20 protein-coding genes are annotated in these 18,354 nt (G+C 40.5%); 12 read left to right on the forward strand and 8 right to left on the reverse strand.

All coding sequences use genetic code 11. The features are described from left to right. On the reverse strand, positions 1-407 hold a 407-nt coding region (locus E0E16_RS02610; RefSeq protein ID WP_165444201.1), incomplete at its 3' end, for a helix-turn-helix domain-containing protein. Positions 408-551: 144 nt separating this feature from the next. Next, a complete protein-coding gene (gene hemW / locus E0E16_RS02615) occupies positions 552-1,790 on the reverse strand; it encodes a radical SAM family heme chaperone HemW (protein ID WP_130828698.1) in 1,239 nt (412 codons plus the stop codon). A gap of 197 nt (positions 1,791-1,987) precedes the next feature. On the opposite strand from hemW, the gene fusA2 reads away from it, so the two are divergent. The 3 genes from fusA2 (at position 1,988) to rprY (ending at position 6,721) form a co-directional block, all read left to right on the forward strand. Beyond that, on the forward strand, positions 1,988-4,150 hold the full coding sequence (gene fusA2, locus E0E16_RS02620) for an elongation factor G2 (protein WP_130828699.1): 2,163 nt from the start codon (positions 1,988-1,990) through the stop codon (positions 4,148-4,150). Between the two features lie 278 nt (positions 4,151-4,428). After that, positions 4,429-5,973 (forward strand): sensor histidine kinase, encoded by a 1,545-nt coding sequence (locus E0E16_RS02625; RefSeq protein WP_130828700.1) that lies wholly within the window; start codon positions 4,429-4,431, stop codon positions 5,971-5,973. A gap of 40 nt (positions 5,974-6,013) precedes the next feature. Continuing rightward, the gene (rprY, locus tag E0E16_RS02630) at positions 6,014-6,721 is read left to right on the forward strand and encodes a response regulator transcription factor RprY (RefSeq protein WP_130828701.1); all 708 of its coding nucleotides are present in this window, start codon (positions 6,014-6,016) and stop codon (positions 6,719-6,721) included. A gap of 134 nt (positions 6,722-6,855) precedes the next feature. Here the strand turns inward: rprY and E0E16_RS13870 are convergent, their stop codons facing one another. Then, positions 6,856-7,017 carry a hypothetical protein gene (locus tag E0E16_RS13870; RefSeq protein WP_193557223.1) on the reverse strand — a complete coding sequence of 54 codons (162 nt, stop codon included), beginning with the start codon at positions 7,015-7,017 and terminating at the stop codon, positions 6,856-6,858. 110 nt (positions 7,018-7,127) lie between these two features. On the opposite strand from E0E16_RS13870, the gene rpsF reads away from it, so the two are divergent. From rpsF to E0E16_RS02660, 5 genes are all read left to right on the forward strand, one after another. Then, positions 7,128-7,472 (forward strand): 30S ribosomal protein S6, encoded by a 345-nt coding sequence (gene rpsF / locus E0E16_RS02640; RefSeq protein ID WP_130828703.1) that lies wholly within the window; start codon positions 7,128-7,130, stop codon positions 7,470-7,472. A 2-nt stretch (positions 7,473-7,474) separates the two neighbouring features. Then, a complete protein-coding gene (gene rpsR, locus E0E16_RS02645; RefSeq protein ID WP_004355224.1) occupies positions 7,475-7,747 on the forward strand; it encodes a 30S ribosomal protein S18 in 273 nt (90 codons plus the stop codon). A 17-nt stretch (positions 7,748-7,764) separates the two neighbouring features. Further along, positions 7,765-8,316: a 50S ribosomal protein L9 gene (gene rplI / locus E0E16_RS02650; protein WP_130828704.1), complete on the forward strand. Its 552-nt coding sequence runs from the start codon at positions 7,765-7,767 to the stop codon at positions 8,314-8,316. A gap of 219 nt (positions 8,317-8,535) precedes the next feature. Next, positions 8,536-8,922, forward strand: a complete 387-nt coding sequence (locus E0E16_RS02655; RefSeq protein WP_130828705.1) for an ISAon1 family transposase N-terminal region protein — start codon at positions 8,536-8,538, stop codon at positions 8,920-8,922. Continuing rightward, the gene (locus tag E0E16_RS02660; RefSeq protein WP_181951314.1) at positions 8,888-9,880 is read left to right on the forward strand and encodes an ISAon1 family transposase; all 993 of its coding nucleotides are present in this window, start codon (positions 8,888-8,890) and stop codon (positions 9,878-9,880) included. Before E0E16_RS02655 ends, E0E16_RS02660 begins: the two co-directional genes overlap by 35 nt. Before the next feature lie 328 nt (positions 9,881-10,208). On the opposite strand, the gene E0E16_RS02665 is transcribed toward E0E16_RS02660, so the two are convergent. Continuing rightward, entirely contained in the window at positions 10,209-11,297 is a 1,089-nt protein-coding gene (locus tag E0E16_RS02665; RefSeq protein ID WP_130828706.1) for an OmpA family protein, read from the reverse strand. Positions 11,298-11,736: 439 nt separating this feature from the next. Continuing rightward, on the reverse strand, positions 11,737-13,485 hold the full coding sequence (locus E0E16_RS02670; protein ID WP_130828707.1) for a phospho-sugar mutase: 1,749 nt from the start codon (positions 13,483-13,485) through the stop codon (positions 11,737-11,739). 183 nt (positions 13,486-13,668) lie between these two features. On the opposite strand from E0E16_RS02670, the gene E0E16_RS02675 reads away from it, so the two are divergent. From E0E16_RS02675 to E0E16_RS02685, 3 genes are read left to right on the forward strand one after another with little or no spacing between them, the layout of a single operon-like run. Next, positions 13,669-14,001, forward strand: a complete 333-nt coding sequence (locus E0E16_RS02675) for a DUF4491 family protein (protein ID WP_130828708.1) — start codon at positions 13,669-13,671, stop codon at positions 13,999-14,001. A 59-nt stretch (positions 14,002-14,060) separates the two neighbouring features. Further along, positions 14,061-14,531, forward strand: a complete 471-nt coding sequence (rlmH, locus tag E0E16_RS02680; RefSeq protein ID WP_130828709.1) for a 23S rRNA (pseudouridine(1915)-N(3))-methyltransferase RlmH — start codon at positions 14,061-14,063, stop codon at positions 14,529-14,531. A gap of 4 nt (positions 14,532-14,535) precedes the next feature. Then, entirely contained in the window at positions 14,536-15,075 is a 540-nt protein-coding gene (locus tag E0E16_RS02685) for a cob(I)yrinic acid a,c-diamide adenosyltransferase (RefSeq protein ID WP_130828710.1), read from the forward strand. A gap of 18 nt (positions 15,076-15,093) precedes the next feature. Here the strand turns inward: E0E16_RS02685 and E0E16_RS02690 are convergent, their stop codons facing one another. Genes E0E16_RS02690 through E0E16_RS02700 form a run of 3 tightly spaced genes read right to left on the reverse strand, consistent with a single transcriptional unit; the run spans position 15,094 to position 16,990 of the window. Then, positions 15,094-15,669 (reverse strand): Maf-like protein, encoded by a 576-nt coding sequence (locus E0E16_RS02690; protein ID WP_130828711.1) that lies wholly within the window; start codon positions 15,667-15,669, stop codon positions 15,094-15,096. A gap of 11 nt (positions 15,670-15,680) precedes the next feature. After that, positions 15,681-16,199 (reverse strand): KdsC family phosphatase, encoded by a 519-nt coding sequence (locus E0E16_RS02695; RefSeq protein WP_130828712.1) that lies wholly within the window; start codon positions 16,197-16,199, stop codon positions 15,681-15,683. Positions 16,200-16,210: 11 nt separating this feature from the next. Beyond that, positions 16,211-16,990 (reverse strand): Rossmann-like and DUF2520 domain-containing protein, encoded by a 780-nt coding sequence (locus tag E0E16_RS02700; RefSeq protein WP_130828713.1) that lies wholly within the window; start codon positions 16,988-16,990, stop codon positions 16,211-16,213. A 91-nt stretch (positions 16,991-17,081) separates the two neighbouring features. On the opposite strand from E0E16_RS02700, the gene E0E16_RS02705 reads away from it, so the two are divergent. Then, on the forward strand, positions 17,082-18,059 hold the full coding sequence (locus E0E16_RS02705) for a GNAT family N-acetyltransferase (protein WP_130828714.1): 978 nt from the start codon (positions 17,082-17,084) through the stop codon (positions 18,057-18,059). The last annotated feature ends 295 nt before the right edge of the window (positions 18,060-18,354 follow it).

The raw sequence follows: 18,354 nt of genomic DNA on the forward strand, positions 1-18,354 counted from the left end.
CTGTATTTCATCTTATGCCTTGTGTGTTTGGCAAGTTCCCCTGTTGTATCATTATGAATGATATTATAAATGGATTGGTGGGACACCTTTATTCCCTCATTCTTGCGCAGATAACCTGATATTTGTCGTGGAGACCACTGGTCATTGGTGATATATTCCTTAATTCTCCAGACTAATTCGTTAGAGAGCCTGGCGTTCTTTACCGTTCTCTTTCTGCGCTGCATAGCCATATCGTGCGCCTTTGTCCAGATATACTTTTCTGATGGCGTGCTGTTGCGTTTGATTTCACGTGATAGTGTTGACTGACTGATGCCGACGATTGTGGCAATCTCTTTTCTCCCTGTTTTCTTTTGGAGTAAGGCGAAAATTTGCGACCTTTGCTCCGAGGTTAATTGATGATATTTCACAATACAAAGTTAATTAATCTTGGGGAGACAGAGGTCTCCCTTTTTTATTTGTATTGCTGGTTGTTTTTTTTCCTCGCCGAGAGATGCAGACAACCTCTCGCTACGCTTCGAGAACGTCTGCATCTCTCGGCGAGGGCTACTCTTTTATTGCACTTCGTTTTGGAACTTGCATACGAATATCAACTCGCCCATGACAGAATCACTGACGAAAATGCCTTCTCGAGTTAGATGCAGATGGTTGTTTTCCAACTTCAACAACTGATTTCTTATGAGCGGTTGGGCAACCTTTAAGACATATTTTCTGTATTTGGGCTTCAGATGACTTATATCTATTCCTTCTACGGTTCTCAGTTCCGTTGTTATCAGATCGTTATAATGTGTCCCTTCGTCTATTACTTCACCCTTGTAATTCAAGACGTCGCTCTCTATCCCTTCAATGTACTTCAATAGGTTTGATACATTCCATTGTCGCGATGTTCCGTTGTAGGAATGTGCCGATGCACCTATGCCTAAATAGGGGGTGTCGTGCCAATAAGAACTGTTGTGTCGTGAACGGTAAGGAGAAATATCAGCACCACCCACACATTTAGCAAAATTGCTTATTTCGTATTGTTCAAAGCCTGCTTTTTCAAGTTGGTTGATAAGTTCTTCGTACATTTTTCGATACAGTTCTTCGTTAATTTCTTTTACTTTTCCTTGTTCCCACATTCTGTAAAGAGGCGTACCGTTCTCATACATCAAGCTGTATGCTGAGATATGTTCTACATCAAGTTTAATGACTTTATCTATGTCTTCTCTCCATTCATCAAGCGTCTGATTGGGAAATCCGAACATCAAGTCTGTGGAAATATTATTGATGCCACATTTGCGCAACCGCTCTATTGCCGGTTTTATATCTTCAGCGTTATGGCGTCTTTTCAGAAACCGTAGTCGGTCTTCTGAGAAAGATTGCACGCCCATTGATATTCGGTTTATTGGAAACCGTTTAAGATGGTTCGCAAATTCATCCGTAACATCGTCCGGGTTGCATTCCAATGTTATTTCCATGGATTTGTAATCATCTACGTATTCCGCAAAAGTGTTATCAATTCGTTTGAATATCTCCGTAAGGTTTTCCTGTGAGAGTAATGATGGTGTTCCTCCACCAAGATAAATGGTCTGGATTTTTTCTTTATTATCTTTTATATTCGGGTTGCAAAAAATATAGTTTTTTCGCATTTCCAGTTCTTTACAGAGGGCAAGGGTGTATCTGTCGATAATCGAATCTGTCGTAGTCTTTTCTTTTCTTCCGCTTTGCCTTTTGTTGGGGACGACGGTGGAGTAAAAGCCACAATAAATACATCTGCCGGCGCAAAATGGAATATGTATGTAAATTCCTGACATATATTAATAGGTAATAAATAAAACGCTAAGAAACTATTTGCAAAAGTAGTGATTTCTTTGATATATTTTCTTTTTTCTTGTAATTTGTTTTGGCTGTTTGCATAAAAATTTATAACTTAGACCGCTGAAAGCAGGTTTAGTCCGGCTTATCTCATGGTAAAGAAAGAACATTACTAACAACTTAAATCTATCTTGATATGAAAGTATATCAGACAAACGAAATTAAAAACATTGCCTTGCTTGGCAGTGCGGGTAGCGGCAAGACTACTCTTGCCGAAAGTATGTTGTTCGAGGCAGGTATCATCAAGCGTCGCGGTACGGTAGAAGCAAAGAACACAGTTAGCGATTATTTTCCGGTGGAACAGGAATATGGCTATTCTGTATTCCCTACCGTTTTTCATGTAGAATGGAATAACAAGAAATTAAATATTATTGATTGTCCCGGTAGCGATGATTTCGTAGGAGGTGCAATTACCGCCCTGAACGTAACTGACCAAGCCGTTGTTTTGATCAATGGTCAATACGGACCCGAGGTGGGTACGCAGAATAACTTCCGTTACACAGAAAAACTGAAGAAACCTGTTATCTTCTTAATCAATCAGTTGGATTCTGAAAAGTGCGACTTTGAAAATCTCATGAACAGCATGAGGGATATTTATGGTTCAAAGTGTGTACAAATACAATATCCCATCAAGACCGGACCGGAATTCAATAGCTTGATCGATGTTCTTTTGATGAAGAAATATAGTTGGAAACCGGAAGGTGGTGCGCCGATTATCGAGGAAATTCCGGAAGAGGAGAAGCAAAAGGCTTTAGAATTACATAAAATCCTTGTTGAGGCTGCCGCTGAGAATGATGAAGGATTGATGGAGAAATTCTTCGAATCGGAGTCGTTGACAGAGGATGAACTTCGCGAAGGTATTCGCAAAGGATTGGTAACACGCAGCTTGTTCCCTGTCTTCTGCGTATGTGCAGGCAAAGATATGGGCGTAAGACGCTTGATGGAGTTCTTAGGCAATGTGGTGCCGTTTGTTGACGAGATGGATAAAGTGCATAACACTCGAGGTGAAGAGATTACTCCCGATTCCAATGGACCGGAATCCATATATTTCTTCAAGACCGGTATGGAACCTCATATTGGAGAGGTAAGTTACTTTAAGGTAATGAGTGGAAGTATTAAAGTTGGAGATGACTTAACGAATGCCGACAGAGGCTCAAAGGAACGTATCGGACAACTTTATGCTTGTGCGGGTGCCAATCGTATTCCGGTCGATCAGTTGAATGCCGGTGATATAGGTTGTACCGTAAAACTCAAAGATGTAAAGACCGGAAATACGCTGAATGGCAAAGGTATAGAGCAACATTTTGATTTCATAAAATATCCCAATCCCAAATATACACGTGCTATTGAGGCTGTTAATTCTCAGGAAACGGAGAAATTGATGGCGGCTTTGCTGAAAATGCGTCAAGAAGACCCTACGTGGATAGTGGAGCAAAGTAAGGAGTTGCGCCAGACCATCGTAAGCGGACAAGGAGAATTCCACCTTCGCACGTTGAAATGGCGATTGGAAAATAATGAAAAAATTCAAACAGTTTTCAAGGAAGCAAAAATCCCTTATCGGGAGACTTTAACCAAACAAGCAAAGGCTGAGTATCGTCATAAGAAACAAAGTGGCGGTGCGGGACAGTTTGGCGAAGTGCATCTCATCGTTGAACCCTATGCTGAAGGAATGCCTGAACCTTCGGCTTACAAGTTCAATGGGCAAGAGTTCAAGATGAATATTAAGGGTAAGGAGGAGAGAGACTTGCCTTGGGGCGGAAAACTCGTCTTTATTAATTCTGTTGTCGGAGGTGCTATTGACGCTCGCTTCATGCCTGCTATATTAAAAGGTGTAATGGACTGTATGGAGCGCGGACCATTGACAGGTAGCTATGCTCGCGATGTGCGCGTTATTGTATATGATGGAAAGATGCACCCTGTTGATTCTAACGAGTTGTCGTTCACCTTGGCTGCTCGTCATGCTTTCTCAGATGCTTTCAAAAATGCCGGACCGAAGATATTGGAACCGATCTATGATCTTGAAGTTTATGTCCCCGGAGATTATATGGGCGATGTCATGAGCGATTTGCAAGGTCGTAGAGCAATGATAATGGGAATGGATTCTGAAGCCGGTTATCAGAAGTTGCAAGCAAAAATCCCATTGAAAGAGCTTTCCAATTACTGTATATCATTGAGTTCTCTGACTGGTGGACGTGCAAGTTTCACAACGAAATTTGCAAGCTACGAGTTAGTGCCAAACGATTTACAGCAAAAACTGATTGCTGAACATGAGACCGAAGTAAAAGAAGAGGAAGAATAATTCCTTTTCCTATGAGTCTTGTTAATCGAGAAACTTAAAATGTTATTGAGCGAGAGCATGTCTGTTTGAGATATGCTCTTGCTCAATTAATAATCTTATTGTAATTGATAAAAATCAATTATTATCATACAAAATAATTAATAAACTCTAAAAATACAATTTTAATTAACATTTAATTGTTAATGTTTTAAGGAATTGACTATCTTTGCTTTTAAATAAAAATGACAGGTGTGATAAATGCTGAATATGCAGATTGAACGCGCAGATAATTTGTTTAGATGAAGAAAACGACTATTTGGACAATAGCGGTAATTATGGGACTCTCTTTCCTGGCATTGCTACTTTTGCAGCTTAATTACATAGAGGAAATGGCTGAAATGAAAAAGGAGCAATTCGATGAGTCAGTAAATCGAGCACTCTATCAAGCAGCTCGCAACATGGAACTCAACGAGACACTTCGCTTTTTAGAAAGTGATGTGAATAAGAGCGATGCCAAATTAGCCAAGAAAAATGTATCAAAGGATAAATTAACGTCCGATACTCATCAAGCATTGGTGGCTGATGATAATGGTAATGCTTATACCTCGTTCGAGACGAAGCTTATTCAGAACAACCCATCGCTTACACCAAAAGCTCTTGTAGTTAGAAATGATAGTGGTTCACTCACGGCAACGAAGAAACGAATGCAGGAAGTAGTGCGCAATCGCTATGTTTATCAGAAAGCATTATTGGAGGAAGTGGTTTACAATATTTTGTACTCTGCTTCGGATAAGCCCTTGGAACAACGCATCAACTTCAAGTTGTTGGATCAGGATTTGAAGGCGGAAATGATGAACAATGGAATTAATATCCCTTATCATTTTACAGTTACAACACAGGATGGCAGAGAGGTTTATCGCTGCCCAGATTTTGTTGAGGATGGAAAGGACGCCGGCTTTTCTCAAGTACTCTTCCGAAATGATCCTCCAAATAGAATGGGTGTGGTGAATGTACACTTCCCCGATATGACGAGTTATATATTCTCTAGCGTGCGCTTTATGATTCCATCTATTATATTTACCATCGTTTTGTTGGTAACTTTTATCTTCACGATAGCGATTATTTTCCGTCAGAAACGTTATACGGAAATCAAAAACGATTTCATTAATAATATGACGCATGAACTTAAAACTCCAATTGCAAGTATTTCTCTTGCTTCACAGATGCTTAATGATAAGAGTGTGGTGAAATCGCCCAAAATGATAGATCATCTTGGGGGGGTTGTAAATGATGAGACTAAACGGCTGCGCTTTTTGGTAGAGAAAGTTCTACAAATGAGTATGTATGACCAAAAGAAAGCCGTATTGAAGAAAAAATATGCTGATTTGAACGAAATGGTGGAGACGATAGCCCATTCGTTCACCCTTCGCGTGGAACATACTGGGGGAAAAGTATATACGGATATAGAAGCGGTAGATTCAAAGGTTTATGTAGATGAAATGCACTTTCAGAATGTAATTTTTAACCTAATGGATAATGCCGTGAAATATGCAAAACCTGATGCGCCCTTAAATGTGTATTTGAAGACATGGAATACAAACGAACATCTTTATCTTACCATACGAGATACGGGGCAAGGCATCAAGCGCGAGAACTTGAAAAAGGTTTTTGAAAAGTTTTATCGTGTACATACCGGTAACCGACACGATGTAAAGGGTTTTGGGTTAGGATTGGCTTATGTCAAGAGAATGATAGATTTGCATGAAGGTGAGATAAAAGTGGATAGCGAATATGGAAAAGGTACAAAATTTACTATCATCTTGCCAGTAATGCCGGAAGAATAGTTTGTGAAAAAAGAATATAAACAATTTAAAATTTACTGATATGGAAGAAAATTTCAAAATGCTGTTGTGTGAAGATGATGAGAATCTCGGAACATTGTTGAGTGAGTATTTACAGACGAAAGGTTATGAGGTTGATCTTTGTCCAGATGGAGAGGAGGGTTACAAAGCTTTCTTGAAAAATAAATATGATATTTGTGTGCTGGACGTGATGATGCCTAAGAAAGATGGTTTTACATTGGCACAGGAAATTCGCCAAACCAATATGGAAATACCTATATTCTTTTTGACCGCCAGACAACTAAAAGAAGATATCCTGACCGGGTTTAAGATAGGGGGAGATGATTATCTGACCAAACCCTTCTCAATAGATGAACTCGTGTTCCGTATCGAAGCCATCCTGCGTCGAGTACGCGGTAAGAAAAACAAAGAACTGACCCTTTATCAAATCGGTAGATTTACATTTGATACGCAAAAGCAGCTACTGACGCTCGATAATAATCCGGAAAAGGCAACCAAACTGACTACAAAGGAGAACGAACTGCTTGCTTTGCTTTGTGCTCATTCGAATGAGATATTACAACGCGATTATGCATTGAAAACAATTTGGATAGATGACAACTACTTTAATGCCCGTTCAATGGATGTTTACATTACTAAACTGCGTAAGCATTTGAAGGCTGACGACCAAATTGAAATTATAAATATTCATGGTAAAGGTTACAAATTGATAGTTCCGGAGGAGGATTAAACTCGCATCTATCCCAATAATCTCGAGAGGGAAGGAATATACTAAAAATTATGTAATATGAAAAAGAGTGTGTTCGTATAGACACACTCTTTTATGCTGTGAGACGGAATGCCAAATGTCAGGAAAATCAATCTTTATCGCTGTAATTTAACAAATGCCACTGTGCCACCAATGACAAACGCCAACCCCGATAGTAAAAGTTCGTTGCCTCTGTAATCCACTATGAGATGTATTATAAATAGCAATAATCCCAATGTTATGCTTATCAGACCTAAATATTGAATATACTTTTTCATAGAATGCAAAAATACGAAAAAGATTTGGTTAGTTCATAAAAAAATAGTAATTTTGCACCGCATTTTGCTTATGCAGGTGCTATTTTATTAATTATTTATTTTAATGTAGTATGAATCAATACGAAACCGTTTTCATTTTGACTCCCGTTTTATCTGATGAACAGATGAAGGAAGCGGTCGCTAAATTCAAGAAGCTGCTCACCGATAATGGTGCTGAAATCTTGAACGAAGAGATCTGGGGCTTGAAGAAATTGGCTTACAACATTCAGAAGAAGTCATCAGGCTTCTACGCTTTGTTGGAGTTCAATGCAGAACCAACAGTCATTAATACTCTCGAAACAGCATACCGCCGCGACGAGAAAGTTATTCGTTACATCACCGTTAAGCAGGATAAATACTCGGCAGCTTATGCAGAGAAGCGTCGTGCTAAATGGGCATCTAAAAAGGAGGCTTAATTATGGCAGAGCAGAAAAAATCAGAAATTCGTTATTTGACCGCACCCTCAATTGATACGAAAAAGAAAAAGTATTGTCGGTTTAAGAAGAGCGGAATTAAGTACATCGACTATAAAGATGGAGAATTCTTGAAGAAGTTTTTGAACGAACAAGGTAAAATTCTTCCGCGTCGAATAACAGGAACATCTTTGAAGTATCAGCGTCGTGTGGCACAAGCTGTTAAACGTGCTCGCCAAATCGCATTGCTTCCATACGTAACCGATTTGATGAAATAATAGAGGAGGCTAAGGATATGGAAATAATACTGAAAGAAGATATAATCGGACTTGGCTACAAGAACGAAATTGTAAATGTAAAGAACGGCTACGGTCGTAACTACCTCATTCCAACAGGTAAGGGCGTTATAGCATCACCGTCTGCCAAGAAACAGTTGGCTGAAGATCTTAAGCAGCAGGCTGCTAAAATTGCAGCAAGGAAAGCCGAGGCTGAAAAACGTGCAGCTCAGCTGAGTGGAGTGGAACTTGTAATACCGGCTAAAGTTTCTGCAACAGGCGTTACTTATGGTTCCGTAAACACAGCAATTGTGGCTGAAGAATTGGCTAAGAAAGGTATTGAGATTGAACGCAAGATTATCACCATGCGCGATATTAAGAAAGTTGGCACTTATGAGGCTACAGTTCATTTCTTCAAGGATGTAGAGGTGAAACTTCCTGTAACGGTGATAGCTGAAAATCAACCCGCCCCACAAACGGAAGAAAAAGCTGAAAAGCCTGTTGAAAATGCAAAGGAAAACGAAACAGGAGAGACAACTGCTATTGAACAAGAGGCTTCGGCAGCAGAATAAGTTCTATTCTGTATCTCATGAGGTAGATTCTTATATTTGATTCACATCAAGAGATAATATCATGACAATAAATCCCTTTCACTCTCGTAGTGATTGGGATTTTGAGTTTTACGCAGCTTAATATGAAAAGAATTGTCCTGACAGGAGGTCCTTGGGCTCAGTAGAAATTTACTGGGGGAATAATTTGTTATTTATCTTAATAATTCCGACCTTCGCATCATGGAAGAAAATATGTTACGCACCTTGGCAGCTCTTGTGTTGCCCACTCAAATATTACAGTTTTTTACTATCGTTTCTGTCCGTGAGGTCGGATCAGAGTTTCATATTAGTCTTGACGAACGTATGGACAAGACTTTATCGGATGATGCCAACTTCGAGTCCAAAGGGTTCATGGAAGCTGTTAATATAACTGACTTTCCGATCCGAGACCATAAGGTTATATTGAAAATTCGTCGCAGGCGATGGACGGACTTGCGCACAGGCAAGAGCTTTACGCTTCCCATCGCTTTAGACATGGTAGCTCAGGGCACTCGTTACTCCAAGGAATTTGGAGCTTTTTTAAAAGAAACGTATGGAGACATCCCCCGTGACCTGCCTTACGCTTGAGGATTTCTATCATATTGACGGACATACATTTGAGAAACAATACAAGGAAGTTCTGAGCGGCTTCCGTCAATGGGATCAGGCAGAACATGCCGACGAATGGCTTCTCTTTCCTGACAACATCGGACCCTCTTTGGCTATTGATGAAACTTCACTGTCTAACGGCGAACTGTACACTTTCGTGACCAACCGTGCAGCAAGGACACGGGAAAGAAGTCTCGTGGCAGTAGTTGCAGGTACAAAGTCAGAAGATGTCATAGCAGTACTGGATAGGATTGATGAGGAGAAACGCTCTTCTGTTGAGGAAGTCACTCTGGATCTGTCCGATTCTATGCGCAAAATAGTCAGAAGGTCGTTTCCCAATGCCAAGCGTGTAATCGATAGGTTCCATGTACAAAAGTTAGCATGCGACGCCGTACAGGAATTGCGTATCAAGCACCGCTGGGATGCAATACAGCAGGCAAACGACGAGATGGAGGAGGCAAAACTCTGCGATGAACCATACAGCCCATACCGATACGCTAATGGAGATACAAGAAAAGAGCTTCTCGCCAGGTCAAGATATCTGCTCTTCAAGTCCGCTGACAAATGGACCGAGCGTCAGAAAATGCGAGCTAAAATTCTTTTTGAACAATATCCGGACATCCAAAAGGCATATGGATTGTGCCATTCTCTGCGCATGATCTTTGCAAAGAACACCATCAAGGATGCAGCCAGACTTTCCATGGCACGGTGGTACAATAAAGTTGAAGAGGCAGGCTTTCATTCATTCAATGTCATTGCTGCCACATTCTACGAGCATTATGATGAGATATTGAACTTCTATAACAACAGGGCTTCGAATGCCATGGCAGAATCGTTCAATGCCAAAATTAAACTTTTCCGAGCTAATCTAAGAGGAGTGGCAGACAAGAAGTTCTTCCTATTCAGAATTGCAAATCTATACGCATATCCCCACTGATTTTCTACTGAGCCAAAACACCGCTTTAGTAACTATAATTTGGCGTTAGGGAAATAAACGATATCTTATGTTAACGTGAATTCATCGAACTCACGTTAAAAATACATTTACAGCCCCGGCGATGATCATTCTTTTTAACATTTAAGCTGCCACAGAAGACACATGTTTTTTATTCATAGTTTTTCAAATGGTACAAAGGTAATAAATAAAGGACATCTGGAGCTTTTCAGCCTACCAAATGTCCATTACGCCAAAAAAGAGGGTACGTACTTTGGACGCACCCTCGTATTTCAGATCAATGATTAAGTTTTTTATAAACTCAATCCGATTACTTTACATATACTACTGCCAAACGGTTGGAAGTCGTACCCTGAACACCCTTACCAGTAGCCTCATCAACGATAACACCACGGCTTGTGAGATAATCAGCAACAACCTTAGCACGGTTTTCAGACAATGTCTGGTTGAATGTAGGATTACCCTCCGGAGATGCTGTACCAACAATCTGTACGTGTGAGCCTTCATTGATCTTGTCGAGAGCTGCTTTAGCTTCGTTAGTCAGATTGTATTTTGCTTGAGCAAATGTTACGAATACCAAGTCAGATACAGTGAATTCCTTAACGGTGGGAACTTCCTTAACAACTTCCTTGGTGATAACTTCCGGCTTGCGGTTGCGAAGCTCGTTTATTTGTGCGTTCAAAGCGTCGATTTCAGCCTGATCACGTGGAGTGATAATGGTGAAGTTGTGTGTACCGTTAGTATTCTTAAACTTATAGACAATGCCAGCATTCAGTTGTACGAATGAGTTATGGATGTTGTAAGCAGGTTGGTTAGACTGGCTGTAAGCCTTGTAGCCATAAGCTGCACCTGACTCATTGTTGTTCACGCTTTGTCCCAAGAACGCGAAGTTGATGGACGGCTCAATGTAAATCTGCCATGCTTTATTTGCACCGAGATTGAAAGCAAAGTCCAAACCGGCTTTGGAAGTCATGCGGTTGATGGGATCAAGGTCTTTTCTGTTGTTGAAAACGTGTCCCCAACCAAGACCATATACACCACTTACCTCGAATGTTCTTGGTTCACCTTTGTAACCACCGAACCAATTGCTAAAGTTTACGGTTGCGAGTAGTTGTGTATTGATGGCGCGAACAGCTGTTCCTGTAGATGCCCAAGGTTTGTTTGAGAAATATGCATTGCCTTCGATTGCCAAACCAAAGACAGGTGTGAAGTAACGACCAATTCTAAGACCGGCATTTGGATTAAGATCACTCAACCATCTGTGCCCTGTTGTCTTTGTTGCAACACCACCATTAATACCAATGTAGATGTTATCAAAAGTTTTGCTTTCCGAAACAGACTGTGCTGATACGGAAACTGCCATAGTTGCGGCAGCAAATAAAAGTACTAACTTTTTCATGTCTCTCTAAATTAATTAATAATTAATGAAATTCAATTTATTTTCGTGTGCAAAGTAATAAAAAAATACTTACATCTCCAAATTAATCCTATAAAAAGTAATGGTAAGACATACTAAAAGAATATTTAAGGTAAGTCTTCGGGGGATAAATATTCTTGTTGGAATGTTTTTCATGATACCTTAGTGCTTATTTACGTTTTTTACAATTTCGGCGAACTTATTGGAGGTGGTTATGATTTCAATCCTTGTTTTAACTCCTCTGTCGTAAATCTAATCTATTTTGTACTCTCGTAATCTCAAAAATAAGTGAGCATTTCTCGAACTTTACACAATAAAAAAGTAGGCTGGTTGTTTCAGCCTACTTAATTCTATTATCAACATTTGAAAAGCTGTCCGACTTTACAAATGTCTATAGCGATTTTATCTTTATTTATATTTCCTATTCCAATCCCAAACTCTTTTTGATAGCTGAAATTTTCTCACAAGCACGAGCGCGACAAGTTTTATATTCATCTGGCGATTTCATCTTATCCTTAATCTCAAGGTAGAACTTAATCTTGGGTTCGGTTCCCGATGGACGCACGCTTACTTTGTTTCCATCTGTGCAGAACCATTGTAGCACGTTACTCTTATCGGGCATGACCAAAGGAGTTTTGTTTCCTTGCGCATCGACAGCCTCAAGCCTTAAGAAATCTTTCCACAAACAAATTTTGCTTCCACCGAGTTCTTTGGGTGGATTATTTCTGAAGTTCTTCATCATTTGCTGAATTTCATCCGCTCCGCTCTTGCCCGGTCTTTCAACATTGATGGTGTATTCTTCGCTAAATCCATACTCAAGATAAATATCCATAAGCAAATCGTAAAGAGTTTTGCCCTTATCTTTCGCATAAGCACATATTTCTGCCAACAGAGCACATGCGCTCACCGCATCTTTGTCGCGTACGAAGTCTTCCGCCAAAAAGCCATAACTTTCTTCTCCTCCACCAATAAATTGTTTCTTTCCTTCCGAGATAGCTATTTCATGAGCAATCCACTTAAATCCGGTATAGCAGTCGCGCATTTCAATGTTGTGTTTTTTTGCTATTTCCGTAATGACTTCCGTTGTAACGATTGTTTTCACGATATAATCGGTAGGTTGCATTTTTCCTAATGCCTGACGATTGGTAATGATATACCACAAATAGAGCAGACAAGTTTGATTGCCATTGATTAATACCCATTCTCCATTGCTATCCTTGCAAGCCATTCCGACACGATCTGAGTCTGGGTCTGACGCCATAAGAATATCGGCATCTAACTTCTTCGCATCTCTCAAACCCAGAGTTAAAGCCTCAGCGATTTCCGGATTGGGGCGATCTACGGTTGGGAAGTTTCCATCTACAACCATCTGTTCCTCGACACAATGGATATTGTCAAATCCCCAAGAACGCAATGCCTTCGGAACCATTATCCTACCGGCACCGTGGAGTGGTGTGTAAACGATTTTTAAGTCATGTTGCCGCTTTATTACCTCCGGGTCAATGCATACGGTCTTAACTTGTTCCAAATAAACCTTGTCAATATCCTCTCCAATGATTTGAATTAGGTTTTTGTTTCCTTCAAAGCGAACATCCTCTACTTTTACTTTGTTTACTTCCGCTATGATACCTGCATCATGTGGGGTCAGTACTTGTGCACCGTCTTCCCAATAAGCCTTATATCCATTATACTCACGTGGATTATGACTTGCCGTGATATTAACACCTGCTTGAGCCTTTAGGTAGCGAATGGCAAAGGAACATTCCGGTGTAGGACGTAAATCCTCGAACAAATATACTTTTATTCCATTTGCAGAGAAAATGTCTGCAACTTTCTCTGCAAAAGAACGTGAGTTATTTCGACAGTCATGGCATACCACAACGCTAATCTCTTCTCTGTCCTTAAAGTTCATTTTGAGATAGTTGGCAAAGCCTTGTGTAGCCATACCTACGGTATAGATATTCATTCTGTTAGAACCTGCTCCCATAATGCCTCTAAGTCCACCGGTTCCAAATTCTAAGTCTTTGTAGAAAGACTCTACCAACGCGTTTTTATCTTCGTTCTCAAGCATTGTCTTCACTGCTTTACGTGTTTCCGCATCGAAAGCGGGTGTAAGCCACTGCTGAGCTTTCTGCTCACAGAGGGAAATAAGTTCTTGATTATTCTGCATAGTTTACTGAGATATTATTTATGTTTATATTTGCAAATATACTCATTTATTCGCAATATAAGGAGTCTAATTGCATTATTTTTTTGTATTTTTGCACATCATTAGATATTATGTATTGAATTATTGGTTGAAATCGCATCTTAGAATGTTATTCTTCCATTACCACAAAATTAAGTAAATAAGATGGAATTATATTTCGAAGGAATCATCCTTGCTGCCTGCACTTTCTTGATTATTGGGATTTTTCATCCTATGGTTATCAAAACGGAATACTATTTTGGGACTAAGCCTTGGATTATATGGTGTGTTTCAGGCATCATCTGTTGTGTTTTGGCTCTTTTCATCAAAGATACATTTTGGTCGGCCCTTTTAGGTGTTACCGGAGCTTCTCTATTATGGGGTATCGGTGAAATTTTTGAGCAAAAGAAGAGGGTGGAAAAAGGATGGTTTCCCATGAATAAACGTAGGGAACACGAATATAAGAGAAAATACGACAAAACAATAGATGAGAAATAACGCTCCTCGGCAGCTTTGTCAATAGAGGCTTTATTTTATAAAACCAGACATGAGGAAAAATGAAAGCTACGTTACTTTTAATTGGAAAGACCAAGGAAAAGCATTTCATCGCGGCAATCAATGATTATATCTCGCGCATAGAGCACTATCTTCCTTTCTCTCTCGTCACCATCCCTGAATTAAAGAACTCTAAAAATCTTTCAGAAGACTTACAAAAAGAGCGTGAAGGTGCCCTCATCCTCAGGGAAGTTCAACCATCCGACACCTTGATATTGCTGGACGAACATGGGAAAGAGTTGCGATCGGTTGAGTTTGCCAATTGGCTGCAAAAGAAGGAGAACGTTGCCAAACGAGTCGTCTTTGCCATCGGTGGCGCATACGGTTTTTCTCCGGACGTTTACAAACGAGCCAACGAGCAATTATCATTATCCAAAATGACTTTTAGCCACCAGATGGTACGACTTATTTTCACGGAACAATTGTACAGAGCCTGCACCATCATCAAAGGAGAGCCTTATCACCATGAATAGCAAAATGAACATTACAAAGACTATGTTCCACGAAGGACAAGTTCATCTCTACACGGGCAACGGAAAAGGAAAGACAACAGCAGCTTTCGGTCTCGCCGTTCGTGCCGCGATGTCCGGGAAAAGAGTTTATATTGCCCAATTCGTAAAATCAATGAAGTACAATGAGACGCGCATCACCGAGTTCGTGAAGAATATTCGCATCGAACAGTTCGGTTGCGGTTGCATGTTGGACAGAGAGCCGAATAAAGCCGATAAGATTGCAGCTCACGAGGGACTAAGAGTTTGCTCAAAAGAATTATCCCGTGGGGACGTGGATATGGTAATTCTCGATGAAATCACCATCGCCCTGCACCTGCATCTCCTCGACTTAAACGAGGTTTTGCACGTCCTTGAAAAGCGTTCCGAAAAAGTGGAAGTCGTGCTCACCGGTCGTTATGCGCCACAAGAACTGATTGAATATTCCGATTTAGCAACCGACATGAAAGAGGTGAAGCATTATTATGCCCAAAAAGGCTTACTCTCTCGCGATGGAATAGACAAATAACAATCTCTTCCGTATCCATCACAACCTGTTCAGTTCCTCCCAAATTCTTTGTATGGGCAATCCCATCACATTGAAATAGCTTCCCTCGAGCGAGGTTACGCCCACATATCCTATCCATTCCTGAATGCCGTATGCGCCGGCTTTGTCGTAAGGCTTGTAGTTATTGATATAATAGTCAATTTCCGATTCTTTTAATTTCTTAAATGTAACATTCGTTACCACCTTGAAACTTCTCCGAAAATTGGTGGTACTGAGACATACGCCGGTTACTACCTGATGTGTTCTACCACTTATCTCTTGCAACATTCGTTTTGCATCGGTGGCACTCTTCGGTTTCCCCAACACGTCTTTTCCGACCACAACCACGGTATCCGCCGTTATTATCAACTCGTTTCCCATAATTAATTTCTCGTAAGCATCGGCTTTCTCATTACTAATATAAAGAGCTACGTCTAACGCCGAGAGGCTCATGGGATAATTCTCTGATATGTCGGGCAAAACCTTAACTTCAAAATCAATATCTAAACCGCGGAGAAGTTCCTTTCTGCGCGGGGAGTTGCTTGCCAGAACAATGTGATAATCCTTATAACTCATATTTTAATCCTTTACCAACCAAAAGCCTTTCCGTTCATTTTCCACTTCCCTTGTGCACGCAACACTTGCTCTATCACATCGCGGGCAACTCCATACCCCCCATTGAAATCGCTCACGTAAGTGGATATTTTCTTTATCTCCGCAGCCGCATCCTTTGGGCAACAGGCACAACCGGAACGGCTCATCACCTCGAAATCGGGAATATCGTCGCCCACGTAGATTATTTCATCGTCAGAGAGTTGATACCGTTTGGTAAACTCTTCCCACACGCGTATTTTAACCGAACAACTCAGAAAAACATCTTTCACCCCCAAATACTCATATCTCAAACGTATATCCTCACTGCGTCCTCCGGTCATAATAGCTATTTTCAGACCGAGCTTTTCCGCCAACTGAATGGCATATCCATCTTTAATATTCATTGTTCGTATGGGCTCACCCTGTTTGTCCATTGCCACAGTACAGCAAGAGAGCACACCATCCACATCAAAAACAACAGCCTTTATCTTGCGTAAATCATAGTTTATCATATTTCTAAAATCTATTTTTCCTTCTTATGTTTCTCGTGAATGCTTTCGGACAACAGTTGATAGAGTTGGGCTTCCATTGCATTCTCATTCATCAACTTAACTTGCTTTTCGATAACATTCTCATCAAAACGCACCGCAGGTCCGGTTTGTGCTTCCCTTGGGGTGAGCGAATGAACCTTTCGTGCAGTTTCGTCAATCAGTGGTAACAGTACAGAGAAAGGTATGTCATGGGCACTCAATATATCCGATGCAATGTCATAACAGTGGTTCACGAAATTACAAGCCCATACCGCAGAAAGGTGCAGATATTTCCTATCCTCGGAAGACAAATAATATACTTTATTTGTGAGTTTGCGTGCCAACTCATCAACACGTTTCCGGGCAATATCATCGCTATACTCCAAGAACACGGGTATTTCCTTAAACTTCACACGCCGTTCCCTTGAAAATGTTTGCATGGGATAAAATACACCATAATGTGTAGTCCACCCCTCAAAGCAATTTAACGACATGGTTCCCGCAGTGTGTAGAAACACTTTATCGTCCCTATTCTTGCACACTTCCGGAATGACCTCTTCCAGAGCAATGTCTTTGATGGAAATTATATATACATCGGCATCATCGGAAAGCATCGAGAAATGGTTTATTGGCTCACTGTTAACAAGTCGCGCGAGCGTTTCGGCAGACTCCGTTGTTCTGCTGTAAATTTGTGGAATTATGCATTTAGCTTCTTTCAATGCCAATGCCAATGAAGTGGCTAAATTTCCGGCTCCTATCAATGTTACTTTCATGTTACCCGCAAAAGTAATAAAATACCGGTTAAAAACAACATTTCCATTGCTATTTTAGAAAACATTTGCTATTTTTGCATTGTAAGTAAAAATGGAAGTCGAGATAATCACACAAAGCAGTGAACTTCCACAACTCTTCAATGATGATTTTTTTCATAGTCGGGAGTTGTTTTGGATAGTGGAACATACCCCCCGTATGTTTCCTTGTATGGCTATTGCCCGCAACAAAAAGGGAGAGATACACGGACAAATTTTAGCCATTATCCAAAGACAGCCCACATTTATTCCTTTTCGCACCTCCAATCATGCACGCATCTATGGGGAGGGAACGTATGACAAAACTATCTCGTTCAAAGAAAAAAACACTATCTTCGCTGCGCTTCTTGATTCCTTAGTAGAACATCTGAGAGAACACGACTGCCACCACATGGAGATAAGTCATATCTCTCGAAAAATGTTTGGCTATAAAGTCCTAAGAAGGCATGGGTTTTTCCCCGTGCCATGGTTGCAAATTCATCATTCGCTCCACAGCAAACGCCCGGAGGAAAGAGCCAATGAGAAAGCACTCTACCGCATCGGAAGAGCCTACAAGACGGGAATCATGACACGCGAGGCTGATAACGATGAAGAAATTACAATTCTTTATAAACTCATTAAGTCGTATTACCGATTCAGAAAACAAAGACACATTCCCGATGAAAAACTTTTTCACCTGATTGGAAATAGCATCAACGGACATATCTATGTAACCACTTATAAGGATAAGATTATAGGCGGAAGCGTAGTGGTTGATTCCGACAAGAATGCCATGATATGGTATGACACTGCGTTAAAAAAACGCTATTTGCTGCATTATCCCTATCATGCCACCATTTGGCATGCCATCCGGACGGCTTATCGACAAGGAAAAGAGCATATTCAAATTCTCAACGTGGGCTTGCCTTTCAAAAGGTCGCGTTACCGTAACTTCATCCTTAGCTTTGGCGGAAAACCCGTGAGTTCTTACAGATGGTTCCACTTTTCCTTTTCTTGGATTAACAAACTGCTCTTTTGGTATTACAGAATCTGAAAAGCACTTCAAGAGGCTTCGTTTAATATGATAATCAATAGCTTACAAATCATATTTCAAAAACTAAGCTTTCAAAACGCGAAAATTCTTTCCGATGAGATGGGAAAAGTTCAATAATGTCCTGATAATTCTTCATCCATCTCTCCAAAGCTTAGCTTTCGCTCTGTAAAAGCTTACCTTTTGCACTGCAAAAGGTCATGAATCGGGGCGTAAAAGGCAAGCTTTTAAATCCAGATTAATATCGTCTTGATTATCAACAGATTACGAATCGTGTCGCGAGCGTGGTTTTTGTAAT

Origin of the sequence: Prevotella rectalis (genome assembly GCF_900607215.1) — a bacterium.
Lineage (GTDB): Bacteria > Bacteroidota > Bacteroidia > Bacteroidales > Bacteroidaceae > Prevotella > Prevotella brunnea.